Raw genomic sequence first — 16,596 nt, 5'->3', positions numbered from 1 at the left:
AAGGGCGACTGGTTTTATCTGTGTGCTTGGTGATAATGCAACGGCTGTTTTTATCTTTATCGAGGGCCCTATAGCCTATGTGGTACGAAGGTTTTCTTGGCTTGTCGGCCTGGTCACTGGTCGCGGTCACCCTGCTGATGACCCATGTGACAATTGTCGCCGTCACGGTCTATCTGCACCGTTACTCGGCCCACCGTTCGCTTGAGCTGAACGCCGGTCTGAAACACTTTTTCCGCTTCTGGCTGTGGCTGACCACGGCGCAGAACACCCGCGAGTGGACCGCCATCCACCGCAAACACCACGCCAAATGCGAAACCGAAGATGACCCGCACAGTCCGGTCATCAAGGGCCTGTCCACCGTGCTGCGCAAAGGCGCCGAGCTGTATCGCGCCGAAGCCGAGAACCCGGAGACCCTGCGCATCTACGGCAAGAACTGCCCCGAAGACTGGATCGAACGCAACGTCTACAGCCGCTATCCGCTGCTCGGCGTCGCCATCATGGGCGTCATCGACCTGCTGCTGTTCGGCACCATCGGCATCACCATCTGGGCGATCCAGATGATGTGGATCCCGGTCTGGGCGGCCGGCGTGGTCAACGGTCTCGGCCATGCCATTGGCTATCGCAACTTCGAATGCCGCGATGCGGCAACCAATCTGGTGCCATGGGGCATCCTGATCGGTGGCGAAGAACTGCACAACAACCATCACACCTACCCCAACTCGGCCAAGCTGTCGGTGAAGAAGTGGGAGTTCGACCTCGGCTGGGCATGGATCAAGGTCTTCAGCTTCTTCGGTCTGGCCAAGGTGCAGCGCGTGGCACCGATTGCCCACCGTGTCGAAGGCAAGGGCAGTCTGGACATGGACACCGCCATGGCGATCCTCAACAACCGGTTTCAGATCATGGCCCAGTACCGCAAATTGGTGATCGGCCCACTGGTCAAGCAGGAGCTGGACAAGGTCGATCATTCGGTACGCCATCAATTCCATCGGGCCAAACGCCTGCTGTCACGGGAAACCAGCCTGCTGGAAGATCGTCATCACTTGCGCATCCAGAACATGCTCGAGCACAGCCAGGCGCTGAAGGTCATTTATGAAAAACGCCTGGCCCTGCAGCAGATCTGGGTCAAGACCAGCGCCAATGGCCACGACATGCTCGCCGCCATCAAGGAATGGGTGCACGAGGCCGAGGCCAGCGGCATCCAGTCCCTGCGTGAATTCGCCGACCAGTTGAAAACCTACTCGTTACGCCCCGCCGCAGTCTGACTGCGGTGAATGAGTCCCCTGTGGTGAGGGTATTCATTCCCGATCGACTGCGCAGCAGTCGTAGATCAGGCGACGCGTTTTGACAGACAAAACGCGTCGTTCCTACCGCCCGGCGGGAGCAAGCTCCCTCGCCACAAAAGCGCGGAACTAAGCCAACAATCCCCTATCTCAAAGACACTTCGCCACCCCGGCGGGCAGTACTGTGGCCGTTGTCGATATTGCGGCACGCCCTTTGAGATAAGTGCCGATGGTCAACAACAATCAAAAAGACTCATCCCTCCCGCAGTGGCCCGAAGCCGCGCAAACCCTGATGGCATTGATGCACGCCCAAGGTGAAGTGGCGCGCCTGAGCGAACGCGAACAGCTGTTCAGCTCGCTGCTGGTGAGCGTCAACGCGGTACTCTGGGCCTTCAATTGGGAAACCCGTCAGGTGCTGTATGTCAGCCCGGCCTACGAGCGGATTTTCGGCCGCTCCGCAGGCCTGTTGCTGGCCGACTACAACCAGTGGCGCGACAGCATCTACCCCGACGATCTGGATTACGCCGAACGCAGCCTTGCCGAAGTGCTGCACAAAGGCGCAGTGGAAGACCGCGAATACCGGATCATCGCCGCCGACGGCCAAGTCCGTTGGCTCAGCGACAAGTGCTTCATCAACCGTCAGGATGAGCCTGGGCAACCGGTGATCATCGTCGGTATCGCCGAGGACATCACTGACAAAAAGCACATGGAAACCGAGCTGCAACGGCTGGCCACCACTGACGTGCTGACCCAGAGCAGCAACCGCCGCCATTTCTTCGAATGCGCCAACCGCGAGTTCGAAGAGGCGCGCCTGCAAGGTGCGCCTCTAGCCTTTCTGCTGCTGGATATCGATGACTTCAAGCTGATCAACGACAGCTACGGCCATCCGGAAGGTGACAATGTGCTGCAGCGCATCGCCGAGTGCGGGCGCGGGTCGTTACGCCGCGGCGATCTGTTCGGACGTATCGGCGGCGAGGAGTTCGCCGCCGTGTTCCCCGCTTGCGCACCGGACATGGCGATGCAGGTGGCCGAGCGGCTGCAGCAGGAGATTCAGCGGTTGGGCTTCAATATCGACGGCCAGACCTTCAGCATCACCGTCAGCCAGGGATTGACCAGCCTGAAGGACGAAGACCAAAGCCTCGACAGCCTGTTCGCCCGGGCGGATGCGGCAATGTATGAGGCCAAGCGTCAGGGCAAGAACCGAATCATCTCTGCCTGATCCAGAATTTCAGCCACCCAGAGATCCAATGTGGGAGCGGGCTTGCTCGCGAAGGCGTTGGGTCATTCAGCATTTGTGGTGCTGATAGACCGCCTTCGCGAGCAAGCCCGCTCCCACAGGCGTTTATGCAAATCCGGTCATTTACGCATCCGCATCAATTCCGGCAGCCCGATCTTCAGCAGCCGCGCCGTACGACTTTTCGCCAGTTCCTCAACCCCCTCATGCTCGGTCAGACGGGCCATTTGCGCTGCCATGTTCATCACCAGCGCCTCACGTGAGTAAACCCCGCCACCGAGCTGGTAGACCGACGCAATCAACTCGCGCAACTCCAGCGGCAAGCGCCAGCGTGTGCGCAACGCCGAACCGTAGGCCGCGCCGAATTCCGCCAGCGCCTCGCCGACTTCCTCCAGTTCATCCAGTGCGCCACCGGCCTGCTGCCACTCCTGCAAACAGCGCAGCAACGCCAGGTCACCGAGACGATGCAACATACCGGCGCAGTAGCAGCGCTCCTGATCCAGATCGAGCAGGCGCGCCAGCGTGCGTGCGTATTCCGCGGTGTGCAGCGACAGCCCCCAGTAGCGCTCGGCGTAGTCCGCCAGGCACGGGTCACTGAGCTTGGCGCTGCGTTTGAGCGCCAGGCCGAGGATCAGGTTCATGCTCTGCCCGGTGCCGAGCCGATGCAGCGCCTGTCCGAGGGTCTGCACCGCTGCGCCATGATGCTGCGCCGCGCTGTTGGCGGCGGCGATCAACACGGCGGTGATCTGCGGATCAGTGCGGATCTCTTCTTCCAGCAGCTTCAGGTCGAGGCCATTGGGATTGAGGCTGCGTTTGACCGCCACCTGCACATCGGTCATCAACGGCGCGCCGTCGGCCTGCTCGCGGCGTCGCTCGAGGAACACCGACAAGGTCATGCCCGGCGCCAGCGTCGGCACTTCGCAGAACACCTCTTCACCCGCGTTCAGCAGCAAACCCTGCAGTCGCTCGGTCAGGCTTTCCATGTTCAACGGTTTGGTCAGGTAGGCCGTCGGGGCCAAGGGTATGGCTTCGCGCACGCTGGCGCTGTCGTTGCGACTGCTCATCAGAATGAACGGCAGCGGCGGATTGCGTTTGCGTTGGCGCACGCTGCGCAGCACGCTCAGACCGTCGATGCCCGGCAACTCCCAATCGACGATGGCCAGGTCATACGGCACTTCGCTAAGCAACGACAGCGCTTGCTGGCCGTCGGCACACAGATCCAGTCGCGCATCGCAGCGCACATTGAGCAGCACTTGTTTGAGCAGGTCACGAGACCATGGGTCAGCCTCGGCAATCAGCACCCGAGGTACGGCGGGTAAATCAACGGCAGTCATGCGCGCTCTCCCTTGCAATGCCTGAACCTTAGCCAATGCTGGCCTTTCGATACAGCGCAAAAGCGCCTGATGTGTTTCAAGGGGCGTAAAAAAACCCGCCGAAGCGGGTTTTTTGTCGAGCCGATCACACAGTGCCGGGCTTAGAGCTCCGAGAAGCACTCTTCGATGATCGCCAGACCTTTGTCCAGTTGCTCGTCCGGCGAGGTCAGCGGTACGAGTACGCGCAGCACGTTGCCGTAGGTGCCGCAGGACAGCAGGATCAGGCCCTTGTCACGCGCCTTGGCCACGACTGCCGCAACGGCGGTCGGGTTTGGCTTGTGGCTGTCGCCGTTTTCGAACAGCTCGACCGCAATCATCGCGCCCAGGGCACGCACTTCGCCGATCACCGGGTACTTGGCCTGAATGGCCTTCAGGCCAGTCACCAGACGCTCGCCGACAGCCTTGCAGCGGTCCAGCAGTTGTTCTTCTTCGAACACTTCCATCACGGCCAGGGCCGCAGCGCAAGCGATCGGGCTACCGGCGTAGGTGCCGCCCAGGCCGCCTGGAGCGATGGCGTCCATGTATTCGGCCTTGCCGCAGACACCGGCCAGCGGGAAGCCGCCAGCGATGGATTTGGCGAAGGTGGTCAGATCGGCAGCAACGCCCATCTGTTCCATGGCGAAGAAGGTGCCGGTACGGCCAGCGCCCGTCTGCACTTCGTCAGCGATCAACAGGATGCCGTGCTGGTCGCACAGGGCACGCAGACGCTTCATGAACTCTTTCGGCGCGACGTAGAAACCACCTTCACCCTGCACAGGCTCGATGATGATCGCGGCGATGTCTTTCGGCTCGGCGTCGTTCTTGAAGATGCGTTCGATGGACGCGATCGAATCGTCGATGCTCACACCGTGCAGTTCGTTCGGGTACAGCGCGCGGAAAATGCCGCCTGGCATCAGGCCCATGCCGGCCGAGTAAGGCACGACTTTACCGGTCAGGCCCAGGGTCATCATGGTGCGACCGTGGTAAGCGCCGGTGAAGGCGATCACACCGGCACGGCCAGTGGCGGCACGGGCGATCTTCACGGCGTTTTCCACGGCTTCGGAACCGGTGGTCACCAACAGGGTTTTCTTGGCGAAATCACCTGGCACCTTGGCGTTGATCTTTTCGCACAGCTCAACGTACGGCTCGTAGGCCAGTACCTGGAAGCAGGTGTGGGTCAGCTTGTTCAGCTGTTCGGTCACGGCCGCGATGATTTTCGGGTGCACGTGGCCGGTGTTCAGCACAGCGATGCCGCCGGCGAAGTCGATGAATTCACGACCTTCAACGTCAGTCACGGTAGCGTTCTTCGCGGACTCGGCGAAAATCGGGTGAATCTGGCCAACACCACGTGGAACAGCTGCGGTACGGCGGGCCATCAGTTCAGCGTTAGTCTTGCTCATTACAGTCCTCATTCACCGCTCATCGGGCGGCGTGGTTCAAGGATTAAGCGGGAGGAATCGGCGGTGGCAGCATGCGATGATCGACTGCCACGGCGTTCCCGGCCGCAGAGAAAATTCCGGTTTGAAACGACGCAAAGGGACAGCGCTCTCGTGCCCTTTGCGTTTGCAGCGATCCCTTTCCCGGCTTAGATGCCCAGGCAGAGGTATTTGATTTCCAGGTAATCCTCGATGCCGTACTTGGAGCCTTCACGGCCCAGGCCCGAAGCCTTGATGCCGCCGAACGGCGCGACTTCGTTGGAGATCAACCCGGTGTTGACGCCGACCATGCCGTATTCCAGGGCTTCAGCCACACGGAACACCCGGCCCAGGTCGCGAGCGTAGAAGTAGGAAGCCAGACCGAACTCGGTGTCGTTGGACATCGCGATCACTTCGGCTTCGTCTTTGAAGCGGAACAGCGGTGCCAGCGGGCCGAAGGTTTCTTCCTTGGCGACAGCGGCATCTTTCGGCACGTTGGTCAGGATGGTCGGCTCGAAGAAGTTGCCTTCCATCGGCTTGCCACCGGCCAGCACGGTGGCGCCTTTGGCCACGGCGTCAGCGATGTGCTCCTGCACCTTGGCCACGGCTTTCTCGTCGATCAGCGGGCCAGTGGTGGTGCCTTCTTCCAGACCGTTGCCGATCTTCAGCTTGGCCACCGCCACTTTGAGTTTCTCGGCGAACGCGTCGTAGACCGAATCCTGAATGTACAGACGGTTGGCGCAGACGCAGGTCTGGCCGTTGTTGCGGTACTTGGAGATGATCGCGCCTTCGACGGCCTTATCCAGGTCTGCGTCGTCGAACACGATGAACGGCGCGTTGCCGCCCAGTTCCAGCGAGACTTTCTTGATGTCCTTGGCGCATTCCGCCATCAGCTGACGACCGATTTCGGTCGAGCCGGTGAAGGACAGCTTGCGCACGATCGGGTTGCTGGTCAGCTCGCTGCCGATGTCGCCGGCGCTGCCGGAGACCACGCTGAACACGCCTTTAGGGATGCCGGCGCGTTGCGCCAGTTCGGCCAGGGCGAAGGCGGAGAATGGGGTTTGCGACGCCGGCTTGAGCACCATGGTGCAACCGGCGGCCAGCGCCGGGCCGGCTTTACGGGTGATCATCGCCGCCGGGAAGTTCCACGGGGTGATCGCGGCGGTCACGCCGATCGGCTGCTTGATCACGATCAGGCGCTTGTCTGGCTGGTGGCCCGGGATCACGTCGCCGTAGATGCGCTTGGCTTCTTCGGCGAACCACTCGATGAACGAAGCGGCGTAAACGATTTCGCCCTTGGCTTCGGCCAGCGGCTTGCCCTGCTCGAGGGTCATCAGGCGCGCGAGGTCGTCCTGGTTCTCGATCATCAGTTCGAACCAGCGACGCAGCTTGCCTGCACGCTCCTTGGCGGTCAGTGCACGCCAGGCCGGCAGCGCTTTGTCAGCGGCTTCGATGGCACGGCGGGTTTCGGCGGCGCCCATTTTCGGCACGGTGCCGAGGATTTCGCCGGTGGCCGGGTTGTTGACCTTGATCGTCTGACCGTTGTCCGCATCGACCCAAGCGCCATCAATGAAGGCTTGCTGGCGGAACAACTGGGTATCTTTAAGCTGCATGTCGGCTTTCCTTAACAGCACCGCGGCCTGCGCGGAGCAAAATTATGATTGTAGAAAGGCGCCTCGCAAGGCTGCCGTCAGGGAAATCATGGACCGGGTGAGGCGCAGTGATCGTGCGTTATTCACAGCACCTGCGCATCAACACCCCGTCAAAGAGCGTTTGAAATCTCAAACGGATCGTAGGATCAAAGGGGGTAAAGGACAATAGGTCGTTCGAAAAAAAGAACAAAAACCCAGCGTTTGCTGGTTTTTTCAGATCAACGAGCAAATAGCCCCGGCCGCAGCCAAACCATAGAACAGCCAGGAAAAAGCGCCAAGCGAGGGTTTTGCAGGACGTTACAGCTTTAAGGAATGCAGCGTTTCACACCGACACGCGCACTGACAAAACCCGCCCAAACCCGGCATGGACGCCCCGAGCCGACCTAGGTATGATGTCGCCCGCTGCACCAGTAGCTCAGCTGGATAGAGTACTGCCCTCCGAAGGCAGGGGTCGTGGGTTCGAATCCCGCCTGGTGCGCCATGAATTGAAACGAGAAAGCCCCGGACTGTGATGGTCCGGGGCTTTTTTGTGGGCGCAACGCAGTCCTCTGGCGGCGGTCACTCCGTCGTCCAGTCAAACTCGTCGTAATCGTCGTCTTCGTCTTCCTGATCTTCCCCAACCTCCTCAAAAACCTCGTCCTCTTCCACGACGTCTTCTTCCGACTGGTTCAGCAGAAACTCCTTGCGGGCCTCGGTAATCGCTCGCCGCATCTCCTCGCCCTTCTGCGGGCAGTTGAGGAGTTGGGCGATGCGGTCGATTTTTGGTGCCACTTTGTTCTCCAGCGCTTCAGCCATGGCCCGATAGTGCGCGTTTTTGCCGGGCAATGCCAAATGGCTGGAGATTCATCCGCTCGCTGGCAGCGGATTTGTTCGCGGCACAGGCGTCGCGGTAAAGGCAGGCAACGAAACATGGGCTGCCCGCCTCAGTGAATGAACGTGATCATTCATCCATTTAGGCAGGCAGCCCCTTCAGATCGGGTTAAACGCCGCTGAAATTAGTTTCAGCGGTGATAACGCCGCACCACGCTGCTGTTACGCAGTACGTGGCCTTTGATTTTATCCATCAGCTCGGCGCGGGTCAGGCCGGCGGGCAAGGCGTCCGGGGCCAGATCGAGGGCATAGATCTGAATGATGTAGTGGTGGGCGCTGTCGCCGACCGGAGGGCAAGGCCCGATGTAGTGGGTGGTGCCTTTGGTGTTGGTACCGCCCACGCCTTCCAGGTTGGATTTTGCGCCGACACCGGCCGGGATCTGCCGGGTGGTGGCCTTGATGCCGTAGTGAATCCAGTGATCGACGCCCAGGCCTTTCTGGCCGTCCGGATCGTGCATGACGATCGCGTAGCTCAGGGTACCGGCAGGGCCCGAGTTCCAGGCCAGCGCCGGCGACTGGTTCTTGCCGCCACAGCCTGCCGCATCGCTCGCTGCGGCCGAGGTGAACAGGCGGTTGTCCGAGACACCGGGGATGTCGAGGGTAAAGCGCTCGGCCGCCTGCGCCGGAAACTGCACGCAAAGGGCGACGGCGACGGCCGCCAGCCAAGGGTTGAGAGAGGTCAATCGGGTCATTCCGGGAGCACCTTGTGCAGTTGGGCCTTCGTCGGCCTGCAAACTATAGCCGTACCGTTCGTGCCGTGGCAGTAGCAATTGGCTGAACCTCGCACTGCGCCGCAAACTCGTAAGAGAAATACCTGCCAGGAGCACGAACATGAGCCTGCACCGTGTCGCCCGTTTCGCCGATGTCCCTGAAGACCGTGGCCTGCCGGTGCAGATCGGCGACTGCAAGCTGGTTTTGTTGCGTGTCGCCGGCCAATTACGTGCATTTCAGGGCGAATGCCCACACGCCGGCGCGCCATTGGCTGACGGAGCGCTGTGCCATGGTCGTCTGATCTGCCCGTGGCACAAAGCCGCGTTCCGCGCCGAGGACGGTGCACTGTGCGAACCGCCGGCGCTGGACAGCCTCAAGCGTTATCCGCTGGAAATGCGTGGTGATGAAGTCTGGGTGGATGATCAGCCGATATTCGATCCGCATGTTCCACCGGCCGATGATGCGCGCACCTTTGTGATCGTCGGTGCCGGAGCAGCAGGCACGGCGTGTGCGGCGGCGCTGCGGGAAAAGGGCTTTGGTGGCCGCGTCGTGATGATCGACCATGAACCCGAGGCCGGCTATGACCGCACGGTGCTGAGCAAATTCGTCCTCGCCGCAGAGATGCAAGTCAGCGAAACCCCGCCGCTGCGTGATGACGATTTTTACCGCGAACAACGCATCGAACGCCTTCAGGACGAAGTCCGTTCAATCGATGTCGACGGCAAAATCCTGCACCTGCGCGAGGGCCAATCCCTGCGTTACGACGCGGCCGTGCTGGCCACCGGTGCTGTGCCCAATTCACTGGAGCTGCCCGGCGCCGATCTGCCGCAAGTCTTTGTCCTGCGCTCGAAGGTGCAAGCCGGGCAGATCATGAGCGCAGCCAAGGCGGAGCAACGCGCGGTAATCATCGGTGACAGCTTTATCGCCCTCGAATGCGCTTCGGCGTTGCGCCAGCACGGCCTCGAAGTGACCGTGCTGGCGCGGCACCAGGTACCGTTCGCCGCGCAGTTCGGCGAAGCCGTGGGCAAAGCGATCCGTGCACTTCACGAAAAAAACGGGGTGAAGTTCATCGCTGAGCATCAAGCGCGGGAAATCGTTGGCGAAGGCAAGGTGGAGGCAGTGCTGCTGGATAACGGCCTGCGGGTGAAGGCGGATCTGGTGCTGGCAGGGATCGGCGTGCATCCGGCCACCGAGGCCTTCGCCTCGCTGCCCAGGGAAAAGGATCAGTCATTGCGGGTCGATGCCGGCATGCGCGTCGCTGAAGGCCTGTGGGCGATTGGCGACATCGCGACCTTTCCCTTGAACGGCCAGCCACAACGCATCGAACACTGGCGCCTGGCCCAGCAACACGCGCGCATCGCCGCCGCCAACATGCTCGGCGCTGACGAACATTATCTGGACGTACCGTTTTTCTGGACCTGGCACTTTGGCAAGAACTACGACCACCTGGGCCACGCCGAACATTGGGATGAAGTGGAGTTCATCGGCGAGCCGGAACAGCCACCGTTCCTTGGCCTTTTCGGCAGAAACGGCGTCGTCGTGGCCGCCGTGGCGTGCGAGAAAGAGCGGGAGATGGCCATGCTCGCCGAACGCATGAAGCAACCGCTGGAGATGGAAGAAGCGTGGGAGCTGATTCGCGGGTGAATACAGCTCCTGCCGAGGTTGCGTGAGCCGTTCAGTGAGCCGTCGGCCCGCGATTGTCATCGTCTTCCGAGTGCAGAAAGATCACCCGTGGATGCTCCAGCGGAGCCAGCGGCGGTGGCAGTTCCGTGGCCTCGACTGGCCTGAAGTTCAGCACGACACGGCTGACATCGCCCTCCTGGTCGTTATGAATGGTGATCACCCCGGGGGTGCGCAGCTGCTGCAAGCGGTCATCGCAGATCTTGAAGCTCTTGCTCAGGCCTTCGTCATCGACAACCGGTGCCGGTAATCGACGCTGCGCGAAGCTTCGGCTTTTGCGCTGCTGATAACGCGCCCAGCCAATCAGAATGACCGCATTGACCAGCGCCACCCACAGGTAAATCTCCAACGTACCCAGGGCCTCGAACGCCGAACTGTCGATGCGCGGCCCGCCGGCGTGCGTCTCGATCAATGGCCACAACCCGCGTATCAGCAGGTACAGCAGGCCAACCCAGGCCAGCACGGTGAGGATCACATCGACCACCACCAGAAATGGCCGCTGGCGGGTCCGGATGATTTTCATTTGATGACCTCCTCTTCGTCGTCTCCGGCCGGTTTGATACCCCGGTCAGGACTGACCCAACGCGCACGCTTCTGATGTTGGCCGAACAGCACTTTGGGAAAACTGACGAGCGTGGTCAGCAGGCTGATGAACCAGAACACCAGCGGATACCACACCACCCAGAACATGGTTCGGCCCAGCCCCGGTTCGTAGCGCCGGTCGATAATGATACTGACCGCGAACTGCACCAGACAGACGAACGCCAGCAACAGTCCGGTGAACGCCGGCGGCATCAGGTGGTGTACGGCGATGGCGTCGGGCATGACCACGAACTTGCCGATCGCCCAGAAAATCACCGACAGCAGGAAGGTGAAGGCCCACCCGGTCGACAGGCAGTATTCGAACAGCAGTGGCCACAGATAACGATGGCGGTACTGCCAGATGCCGCGGATGTTCTTGAACAGCACTTCGGCACCACCCTGCGCCCAGCGCAGGCGCTGCTTCCACAGGCCGCCGAGGGTCTCCGGCATGAGGATCCAGCACAGCGCACGCGGTTCGTAGAAGATGCTCCAGTGATCGAGTTGCAGCTTCCAGCTGATGTCGATGTCTTCGGTGATCATGTCCGGGCTCCAGTAGCCGACCCGGTTCAGCGCCGTACGGCGGAACGCGACGATGACCCCGGACACGGTGAAGATCCGCCCGAACACCCGTTGCGTGCGTTTGATCAGCCCGATGATCGATGAGAACTCGCCAACCTGCACGCGCCCGACCAGCGTCGAACGCGTGCGGATTCGCGGGTTGCCGGTCACCGCGCCGAGGCGCGCGTTGTCGAGCATCGGCGCCACCAGATAGGCCGCGGTGTTCGGCGCCAGCAGTGCGTCACCGTCGATGCACACCAGATATTCGCTGCGCGCGGCGATGGCGCCCATGCGCAGGGCCACGGCCTTGCCCTGGTTTTCCGCCAGATGCAGCACACGCAGGCGTGGGTCTTCCTTGGCCAGCCGGTCGAGCACTTCGGCGGTGTTGTCCTTGGAGCCGTCGTTTATCGCGATGACTTCAATGTTCGGGTAATGCTGGGCCAGCGCCGCGTGAATGGTGTCGGCGGCGTTTTCACCTTCGTTGTAGCAAGGAATCAGGATCGAGATCAGCGGCTCGCCTTCCAGTGGCGGCGGCAGGGTGTCGTCCTGCCACGGCCAGTGGCGTTCCCAGTGCAGCCAGAAATACAGGCCGCCGGCAATCCACAGGCCGGACATGAACAACGGGTAGAAGAACACGAAGTCCATCAGGAACTGCCCGGTGACCAGGAAGATCAACCCCAGCGGCACGCCGAGGACGAGCGCCAGAACAAGCAGGGCTAACAGTCTATCCAGCATGTCATGGGTTCCATTTGTTGGAGAGCGCAGGCCTTACGGTTTTCAGGTCCGGCAGGTTGTCGAGGAAGTTGTCCGGGTAGTAACCGAAACTGGTCGCACCCTGACGCTTGAGCCGGCCCATCCAGTCGGCAAGTTGCGCACCGTCGATGTCGGCCTGATCCTTTTTCGTCCAGTCGCGGGCCTGCAGTTCGAACACCGTGCGATCCAGTGCACCGGGGCGCTGCTTGATCTTTGCCACCAGTTCTTCGAGCCACGGGCCGGATTGCGCCTGGGTCTGTTTTTCCATCAACGGCATGGCCATCGGCGCCGTCCAGTCGTAGGTCACGAGGAAGTCGTCGAGGTTCTGCGCAAACCAGGCTTCGCTCTCAGGATTGAGCACTGGCTCGGCGAAGATGTTGCGTGCGGTCAGCACTTGCGGGCCACGGATCGCACGTACCTTGGCGGTCAGCTCATTGGTGAAGTCGATCAGGTATTTGCTCTTGAACCGCGTCCAGCGCTGCATGGCTGCCGGATCATCGCGAAGCGCAGCAATGGACCCCGGCAAGCCATGCGCGGCATAAGCCTTCAGGGCCTCGGGGCTGGCGTCTTCGAAGTCCGAGAGCACCGCGTCGTCGTGGTAAAGGATGCCGTCGACCGAAGTCAGGCGCGCCACGTCTTCGTAGATTTCACCGATGATCCGCCGTACTTGCGGATCGAATGGCGACAGGCGTTGATACTGGCCCGGATCGACCGAAGTGGTGCCGGTCTTCGGATCCCAGCGCGTGACACGCGGCAGCTTCGCATCGAGGCCGAAACTCAGGACCGGCATCCACGCGAACACTTTCACGTGCGCCCGAGTGCGCAGTTGCCAGGCAACGCGGTCGAAGATGTCGGCACGTACCGGCAGGTGACGGTTGGGGAAGTACAGCGAGTGCACCAGCCCGTCGCCCTTCGGATCGGCGAAGGCCTGCAGGAACACGGTGTTGGCGCCCATGTCGGCCATGCGCTGGATCAGCTTGCCGAGGTTGATTTCCTGCTGCGCCGGATCCGGATCGTAGACGTTATCCAGATCGACATGCACCACGCGCATGGCGAAGTCCGATTGCACGCCGACGATGCTGTTGGCGAAATGCTCGCCGTCAGGATCGGAGGCCACCAGGAAGCGCGGGCTGCTCATCAGGTTGTCGAGGGCATCGAGACCGTCGTCCAGGGTCAGCGCCATCTCGTAACCCTGCTCGCCGACCACGGTCAGCGAAGTGCCGTCCGCCGTGCCGTACGGCCAGACCCAGATGCGCGGCTTCTTGCCGGTGACCTTGCGGATCTTTTCCGAAATGGTCGCAACGTCATTGCGGATTCGGGCGCGGAAATCCTCTTCGGACTCATAGCGTTTGGTGACTGGATCGTAGCGGCGGGTTGCCGCCGCCGGCTGCATGTTGCCTTGCGGGTTGGCGAGGATGCCTTTGTGGCTGGCGTCGGTGTGCGCGGCGATTTCCACCAGACCCGATTGCGAGATTTCCCGCACCTGATCCCAGGTCAGGAAGTCGGAGCGTGCGCGGGGTGCACCGGCAAAATCCACTGGTTGATTGAGTGGGGTGTCGATCCACACGCCGACCGGAGCCAGCAAGGCGTGCCAGTTGTAGGCGCGCAGCACCGGCAGCACGCGAGTATAGAAGCTTGAATAACCATCGTCGAAACTGAGCAGAATCGCCTTCGGCGGCAGCTCCGGCCCACCCTTGCGGGCGGCCATGATCTGGTCGACCGTCACCGGCTTGTAGCCGTTCTCCCGCAGCCAGGCCAACTGTTCGATCATGCGTTCGGTACGTACTGCCACCACCGCCTGATCGGGATCGCGGTCTTCGATGTCGTGATAAGCAATGCCCAGCACGTGATTTTTCGGCCACGGTTTTTCGCTGGCCGCCAGCGGTCGTTCCGACGGCGGCGCGAAGGCCGGGGCTTGCTGGGCACAGGCGCTGACTAGCAGCACTCCCAGCAGAAGGATGAAACGCGAAATCAAAGGCATCTTCAAACTCTTCTAGAAGCGGAAAGTGAGGTCGACGAGCAGACGCAGATCGGTTTCCCGATCGCCGTCGTAGGGCCGGTTGATCACACTGAACAAGCCGCCCACCTCGAACACGTCGTTCCAGGCATAACGTTGGCCATAACCGAGCATCGCCATGCCGCCAGTACCGTAATCACGCTGGCTGTAGGTGCCCGCACCGGCCTGGAATTGCTGGCTCCAGGAGGTTTCGTAGCGGTGGTACAGCACGTGATTGACGTTGACCGTGGGCATCACACTGAAGTCCGCCTTCGGGTTGAAGTACGGCACGTCTTCGGAGTTGGAGTTGTGGCTGGTGCCAACTTCCAGACCGGCGTCGACCTGCACGTGCGGCGTGCTGTAGACGCCCTCGCGCCCGGTGAGCAAGGCTTCGACGCGGTTGTTGCCGTCGCTGAAGTGCGATGGACTGACGGAGAGTTTCCACTCGCGGCTTTCGTTGGCGCGCCAGCGGATGAACGCGTTGCCGCCGTTGGCCTTGATGTCGCTGTTCAACGCACGCAACGGCGTCTCGGCCGACAGATAGGAGAAGCTGCCGCCGTACTGCCAGTTGTCGTTGATGTCGCGGGCAATCGCCACGCGCGCGCCTTGCTTGTCGCCATAGCCGTAGTCGTGGTTGGAGACTTCGGCTTCCAGGGTCATGTCGCGGGTACGCCGCTCCAGACCCACGCGCTGGAAGCGGTCGGTGCCGGTGCCTTCGGCAAAATCACCAGTGGCATAACCGGCACCCACGAACACCCGCCAGTCTTCATCGATCGGCGGGCTGTACAGCGTGCTCTGGATACCGAAATCACGGCTGCCGCTGACCGCACCGGCACCGCTGTTGCCGCCGCCATTGGCCTTGCCGCCGTAGGCTTCGACGCGCAGTTCGGACATGTCATGCACTTCACGCTCACGCTCGGCGCGCTGCACCTGGCGATTGTCAGGGAAACGCTCGACGAGGTCGTCGGTCAGCGCATCCATTTGCCGCCATTCCTGCAGAGTCATGGCGGTGCGCGCCTGAGCGAGTTCCAGGCTCATGTCGCGCGGCACCATGCTCTCGACTTCCTTGAGCTGACTCTCGGCGCGGCGCGGCCAGTCACGGGCCAGATACAGATCCGCCTGGGCCACGCGCAAGCCGACGTTGCCCGGCGCTTGGTCGACCAGGGTTTGCAGACCTTCCTCGCCGTGAGGCAGGTCGGCGCCGTACGTCCCGGCCTGCGCGGCCAGTTGCTGAGCATCCATCCACTCGTCGTTGGGATTGCCGATCGGCAGGCCCTTGAGTTCGACCCGTGGCTTCTCTGACTTGGCCAGGTCATCCGCAACCTTGCGGGCCTCTTCGGGGTGATCACTTTCCAGCAGCGAGTAATACAGGGCGGTGGTGTCTTCCAGACGATCCCCCGGATCGGCGTCAGGTGCCGCCAGCACCTGACGGTACAGATCGGTGGAGATTTCCGGCTGGCGCTGATCCAGATACGACGCCGCGACCCAACGCAAGGCGTAGGTCGGGACCTTCACGCCTTCGGCTTGCAGCTTCTGATATTCAGTGATGACTTCAGCGGTTCGCGTCCGCGCCTTGAGGGCGCCCATGCGGTCGATGCGCCAGCGAACCACGTCGTCGTGGGCACTGGCGTCCGGGGTCCAGGTGGCGAGCAGCTTGTCGTAGTCGGCCAGCGCGCGGTCGGCGATGACATAGCGCTCTTTTTCGCTGCGGGTAGCGAACTCGGCGAGGCGCACACGCTCGGCGGCCAGGTCGCCTTCGAGGCGGCGCAGGGTTACCGGGTCAATCAGGCCCGGACGCTGGTTGGCCAGACGCAGTGCCGGCTCCGGCAGACGCGCCTTTTGCAGGGCCACCACGTACTCACGGGCAACGTCCGGTTTGCTGCCGGCGCGGATGAACGCCTGATCATATTCAAACAGGGCATCGTATTGCTTGCCGGCGCGGGTCAGGGCATAGCCCAGTGCGAGGCGACGAGTCGGATCATCGGGTTTGGCGGCGACCAGCGCTTTGGCGCGGATCACGGCTTCGTCGGGTTTGCCCGAGTCGGCCTGGGTCAGCGCCAGCCCCAGTTGCAGATCAGCGTTGCTCGGCTCCAGCGCCAGGGCTTTGTTGTAGACCTGGATTGCCTGATCCCAACGCTTGAGGTTGCGATAGGCACGGGCCGTGGCGGTCAGTGCCTGCACCGGCAGCGCACAGTCGCGACCCTGGGTCTCATAGACCTGTACCACTTCGGCATCGAGACCGGCCCAACTGGCGATCTGCAGGTGATCGCTGATCTGACCGGTGGTCGATTGCCCGGGCGGCACCTGACGCAGCACATTCAGCGCGGGCGTAGTCTGCCCGGCACGGGCATCACGCACCATCTGATCATAGGGCGTATCGGCATACGCCAGTGCCGGCCAGAGCAACTGGCTGCACAGCGCGACACGAAACAACGGGCGTAAACCACGATGTAGAACAGGCACATCAATACGCGGCATTCGTCAGCATCCTTACATGGCCAGCCGGGTCGCAA

The 16,596-nt window shown here is 61.9% G+C and carries 12 protein-coding genes and 1 tRNA gene; 4 read left to right on the top strand and 9 right to left on the bottom strand.

All coding sequences use genetic code 11. The features are described 5' to 3' along the window. Positions 1 to 77: 77 nt before the first annotated feature. A complete protein-coding gene (gene desA, locus V9L13_RS21680; protein WP_103485241.1) occupies positions 78 to 1,262 on the top strand; it encodes a delta-9 fatty acid desaturase DesA in 1,185 nt (394 codons plus the stop codon). 247 nt (positions 1,263 to 1,509) lie between these two features. Beyond that, positions 1,510 to 2,499, top strand: coding sequence for a sensor domain-containing diguanylate cyclase (locus tag V9L13_RS21675; RefSeq protein ID WP_338800497.1), 990 nt, complete (start codon positions 1,510 to 1,512; stop codon positions 2,497 to 2,499). Positions 2,500 to 2,636: 137 nt separating this feature from the next. On the opposite strand, the gene V9L13_RS21670 is transcribed toward V9L13_RS21675, so the two are convergent. From V9L13_RS21670 to gabD, 3 genes are all read right to left on the bottom strand, one after another. Then, entirely contained in the window at positions 2,637 to 3,848 is a 1,212-nt protein-coding gene (locus V9L13_RS21670; protein ID WP_003220504.1) for a response regulator, read from the bottom strand. A gap of 140 nt (positions 3,849 to 3,988) precedes the next feature. After that, positions 3,989 to 5,266, bottom strand: a complete 1,278-nt coding sequence (gene gabT, locus V9L13_RS21665; RefSeq protein ID WP_003220503.1) for a 4-aminobutyrate--2-oxoglutarate transaminase — start codon at positions 5,264 to 5,266, stop codon at positions 3,989 to 3,991. A gap of 185 nt (positions 5,267 to 5,451) precedes the next feature. Continuing rightward, complete coding sequence (gene gabD / locus V9L13_RS21660; RefSeq protein ID WP_003220501.1) at positions 5,452 to 6,894, bottom strand: NADP-dependent succinate-semialdehyde dehydrogenase; 1,443 nt, start codon at positions 6,892 to 6,894, stop codon at positions 5,452 to 5,454. A 443-nt stretch (positions 6,895 to 7,337) separates the two neighbouring features. On the opposite strand from gabD, the gene V9L13_RS21655 reads away from it, so the two are divergent. Continuing rightward, a tRNA-Arg gene (locus V9L13_RS21655) sits at positions 7,338 to 7,414 on the top strand. Between the two features lie 77 nt (positions 7,415 to 7,491). Here the strand turns inward: V9L13_RS21655 and V9L13_RS21650 are convergent. Both V9L13_RS21650 and V9L13_RS21645 read right to left on the bottom strand, forming a co-directional pair. Next, positions 7,492 to 7,764 (bottom strand): hypothetical protein, encoded by a 273-nt coding sequence (locus tag V9L13_RS21650; RefSeq protein ID WP_226499749.1) that lies wholly within the window; start codon positions 7,762 to 7,764, stop codon positions 7,492 to 7,494. A 170-nt stretch (positions 7,765 to 7,934) separates the two neighbouring features. After that, positions 7,935 to 8,495, bottom strand: coding sequence for a YbhB/YbcL family Raf kinase inhibitor-like protein (locus tag V9L13_RS21645; protein WP_338800496.1), 561 nt, complete (start codon positions 8,493 to 8,495; stop codon positions 7,935 to 7,937). Positions 8,496 to 8,634: 139 nt separating this feature from the next. On the opposite strand from V9L13_RS21645, the gene V9L13_RS21640 reads away from it, so the two are divergent. Next, positions 8,635 to 10,158: an FAD-dependent oxidoreductase gene (locus V9L13_RS21640; RefSeq protein WP_338800495.1), complete on the top strand. Its 1,524-nt coding sequence runs from the start codon at positions 8,635 to 8,637 to the stop codon at positions 10,156 to 10,158. Positions 10,159 to 10,189: 31 nt separating this feature from the next. Here the strand turns inward: V9L13_RS21640 and pgaD are convergent, their stop codons facing one another. From pgaD to pgaA, 4 genes are read right to left on the bottom strand one after another with little or no spacing between them, the layout of a single operon-like run. Continuing rightward, a complete protein-coding gene (pgaD, locus tag V9L13_RS21635) occupies positions 10,190 to 10,717 on the bottom strand; it encodes a poly-beta-1,6-N-acetyl-D-glucosamine biosynthesis protein PgaD (RefSeq protein ID WP_003220491.1) in 528 nt (175 codons plus the stop codon). After that, positions 10,714 to 12,069: a poly-beta-1,6-N-acetyl-D-glucosamine synthase gene (gene pgaC, locus V9L13_RS21630; protein ID WP_338800494.1), complete on the bottom strand. Its 1,356-nt coding sequence runs from the start codon at positions 12,067 to 12,069 to the stop codon at positions 10,714 to 10,716. The genes pgaD and pgaC overlap by 4 nt, the downstream gene beginning before the upstream one ends. A gap of 1 nt (position 12,070) precedes the next feature. After that, positions 12,071 to 14,068 (bottom strand): poly-beta-1,6-N-acetyl-D-glucosamine N-deacetylase PgaB, encoded by a 1,998-nt coding sequence (gene pgaB / locus V9L13_RS21625; protein WP_338800493.1) that lies wholly within the window; start codon positions 14,066 to 14,068, stop codon positions 12,071 to 12,073. A gap of 12 nt (positions 14,069 to 14,080) precedes the next feature. Further along, on the bottom strand, positions 14,081 to 16,561 hold the full coding sequence (gene pgaA / locus V9L13_RS21620; protein ID WP_338800492.1) for a poly-beta-1,6 N-acetyl-D-glucosamine export porin PgaA: 2,481 nt from the start codon (positions 16,559 to 16,561) through the stop codon (positions 14,081 to 14,083). Positions 16,562 to 16,596: the final 35 nt, after the last annotated feature.

The organism is Pseudomonas sp. RSB 5.4, assembly GCF_037126175.1.
Classification (GTDB): Bacteria; Pseudomonadota; Gammaproteobacteria; order Pseudomonadales; family Pseudomonadaceae; genus Aquipseudomonas; species Aquipseudomonas fluorescens_H.
The sequence above is the reverse complement of the archived record's forward strand: the minus strand, read 5'-3'. Positions and strand labels throughout refer to the sequence as shown.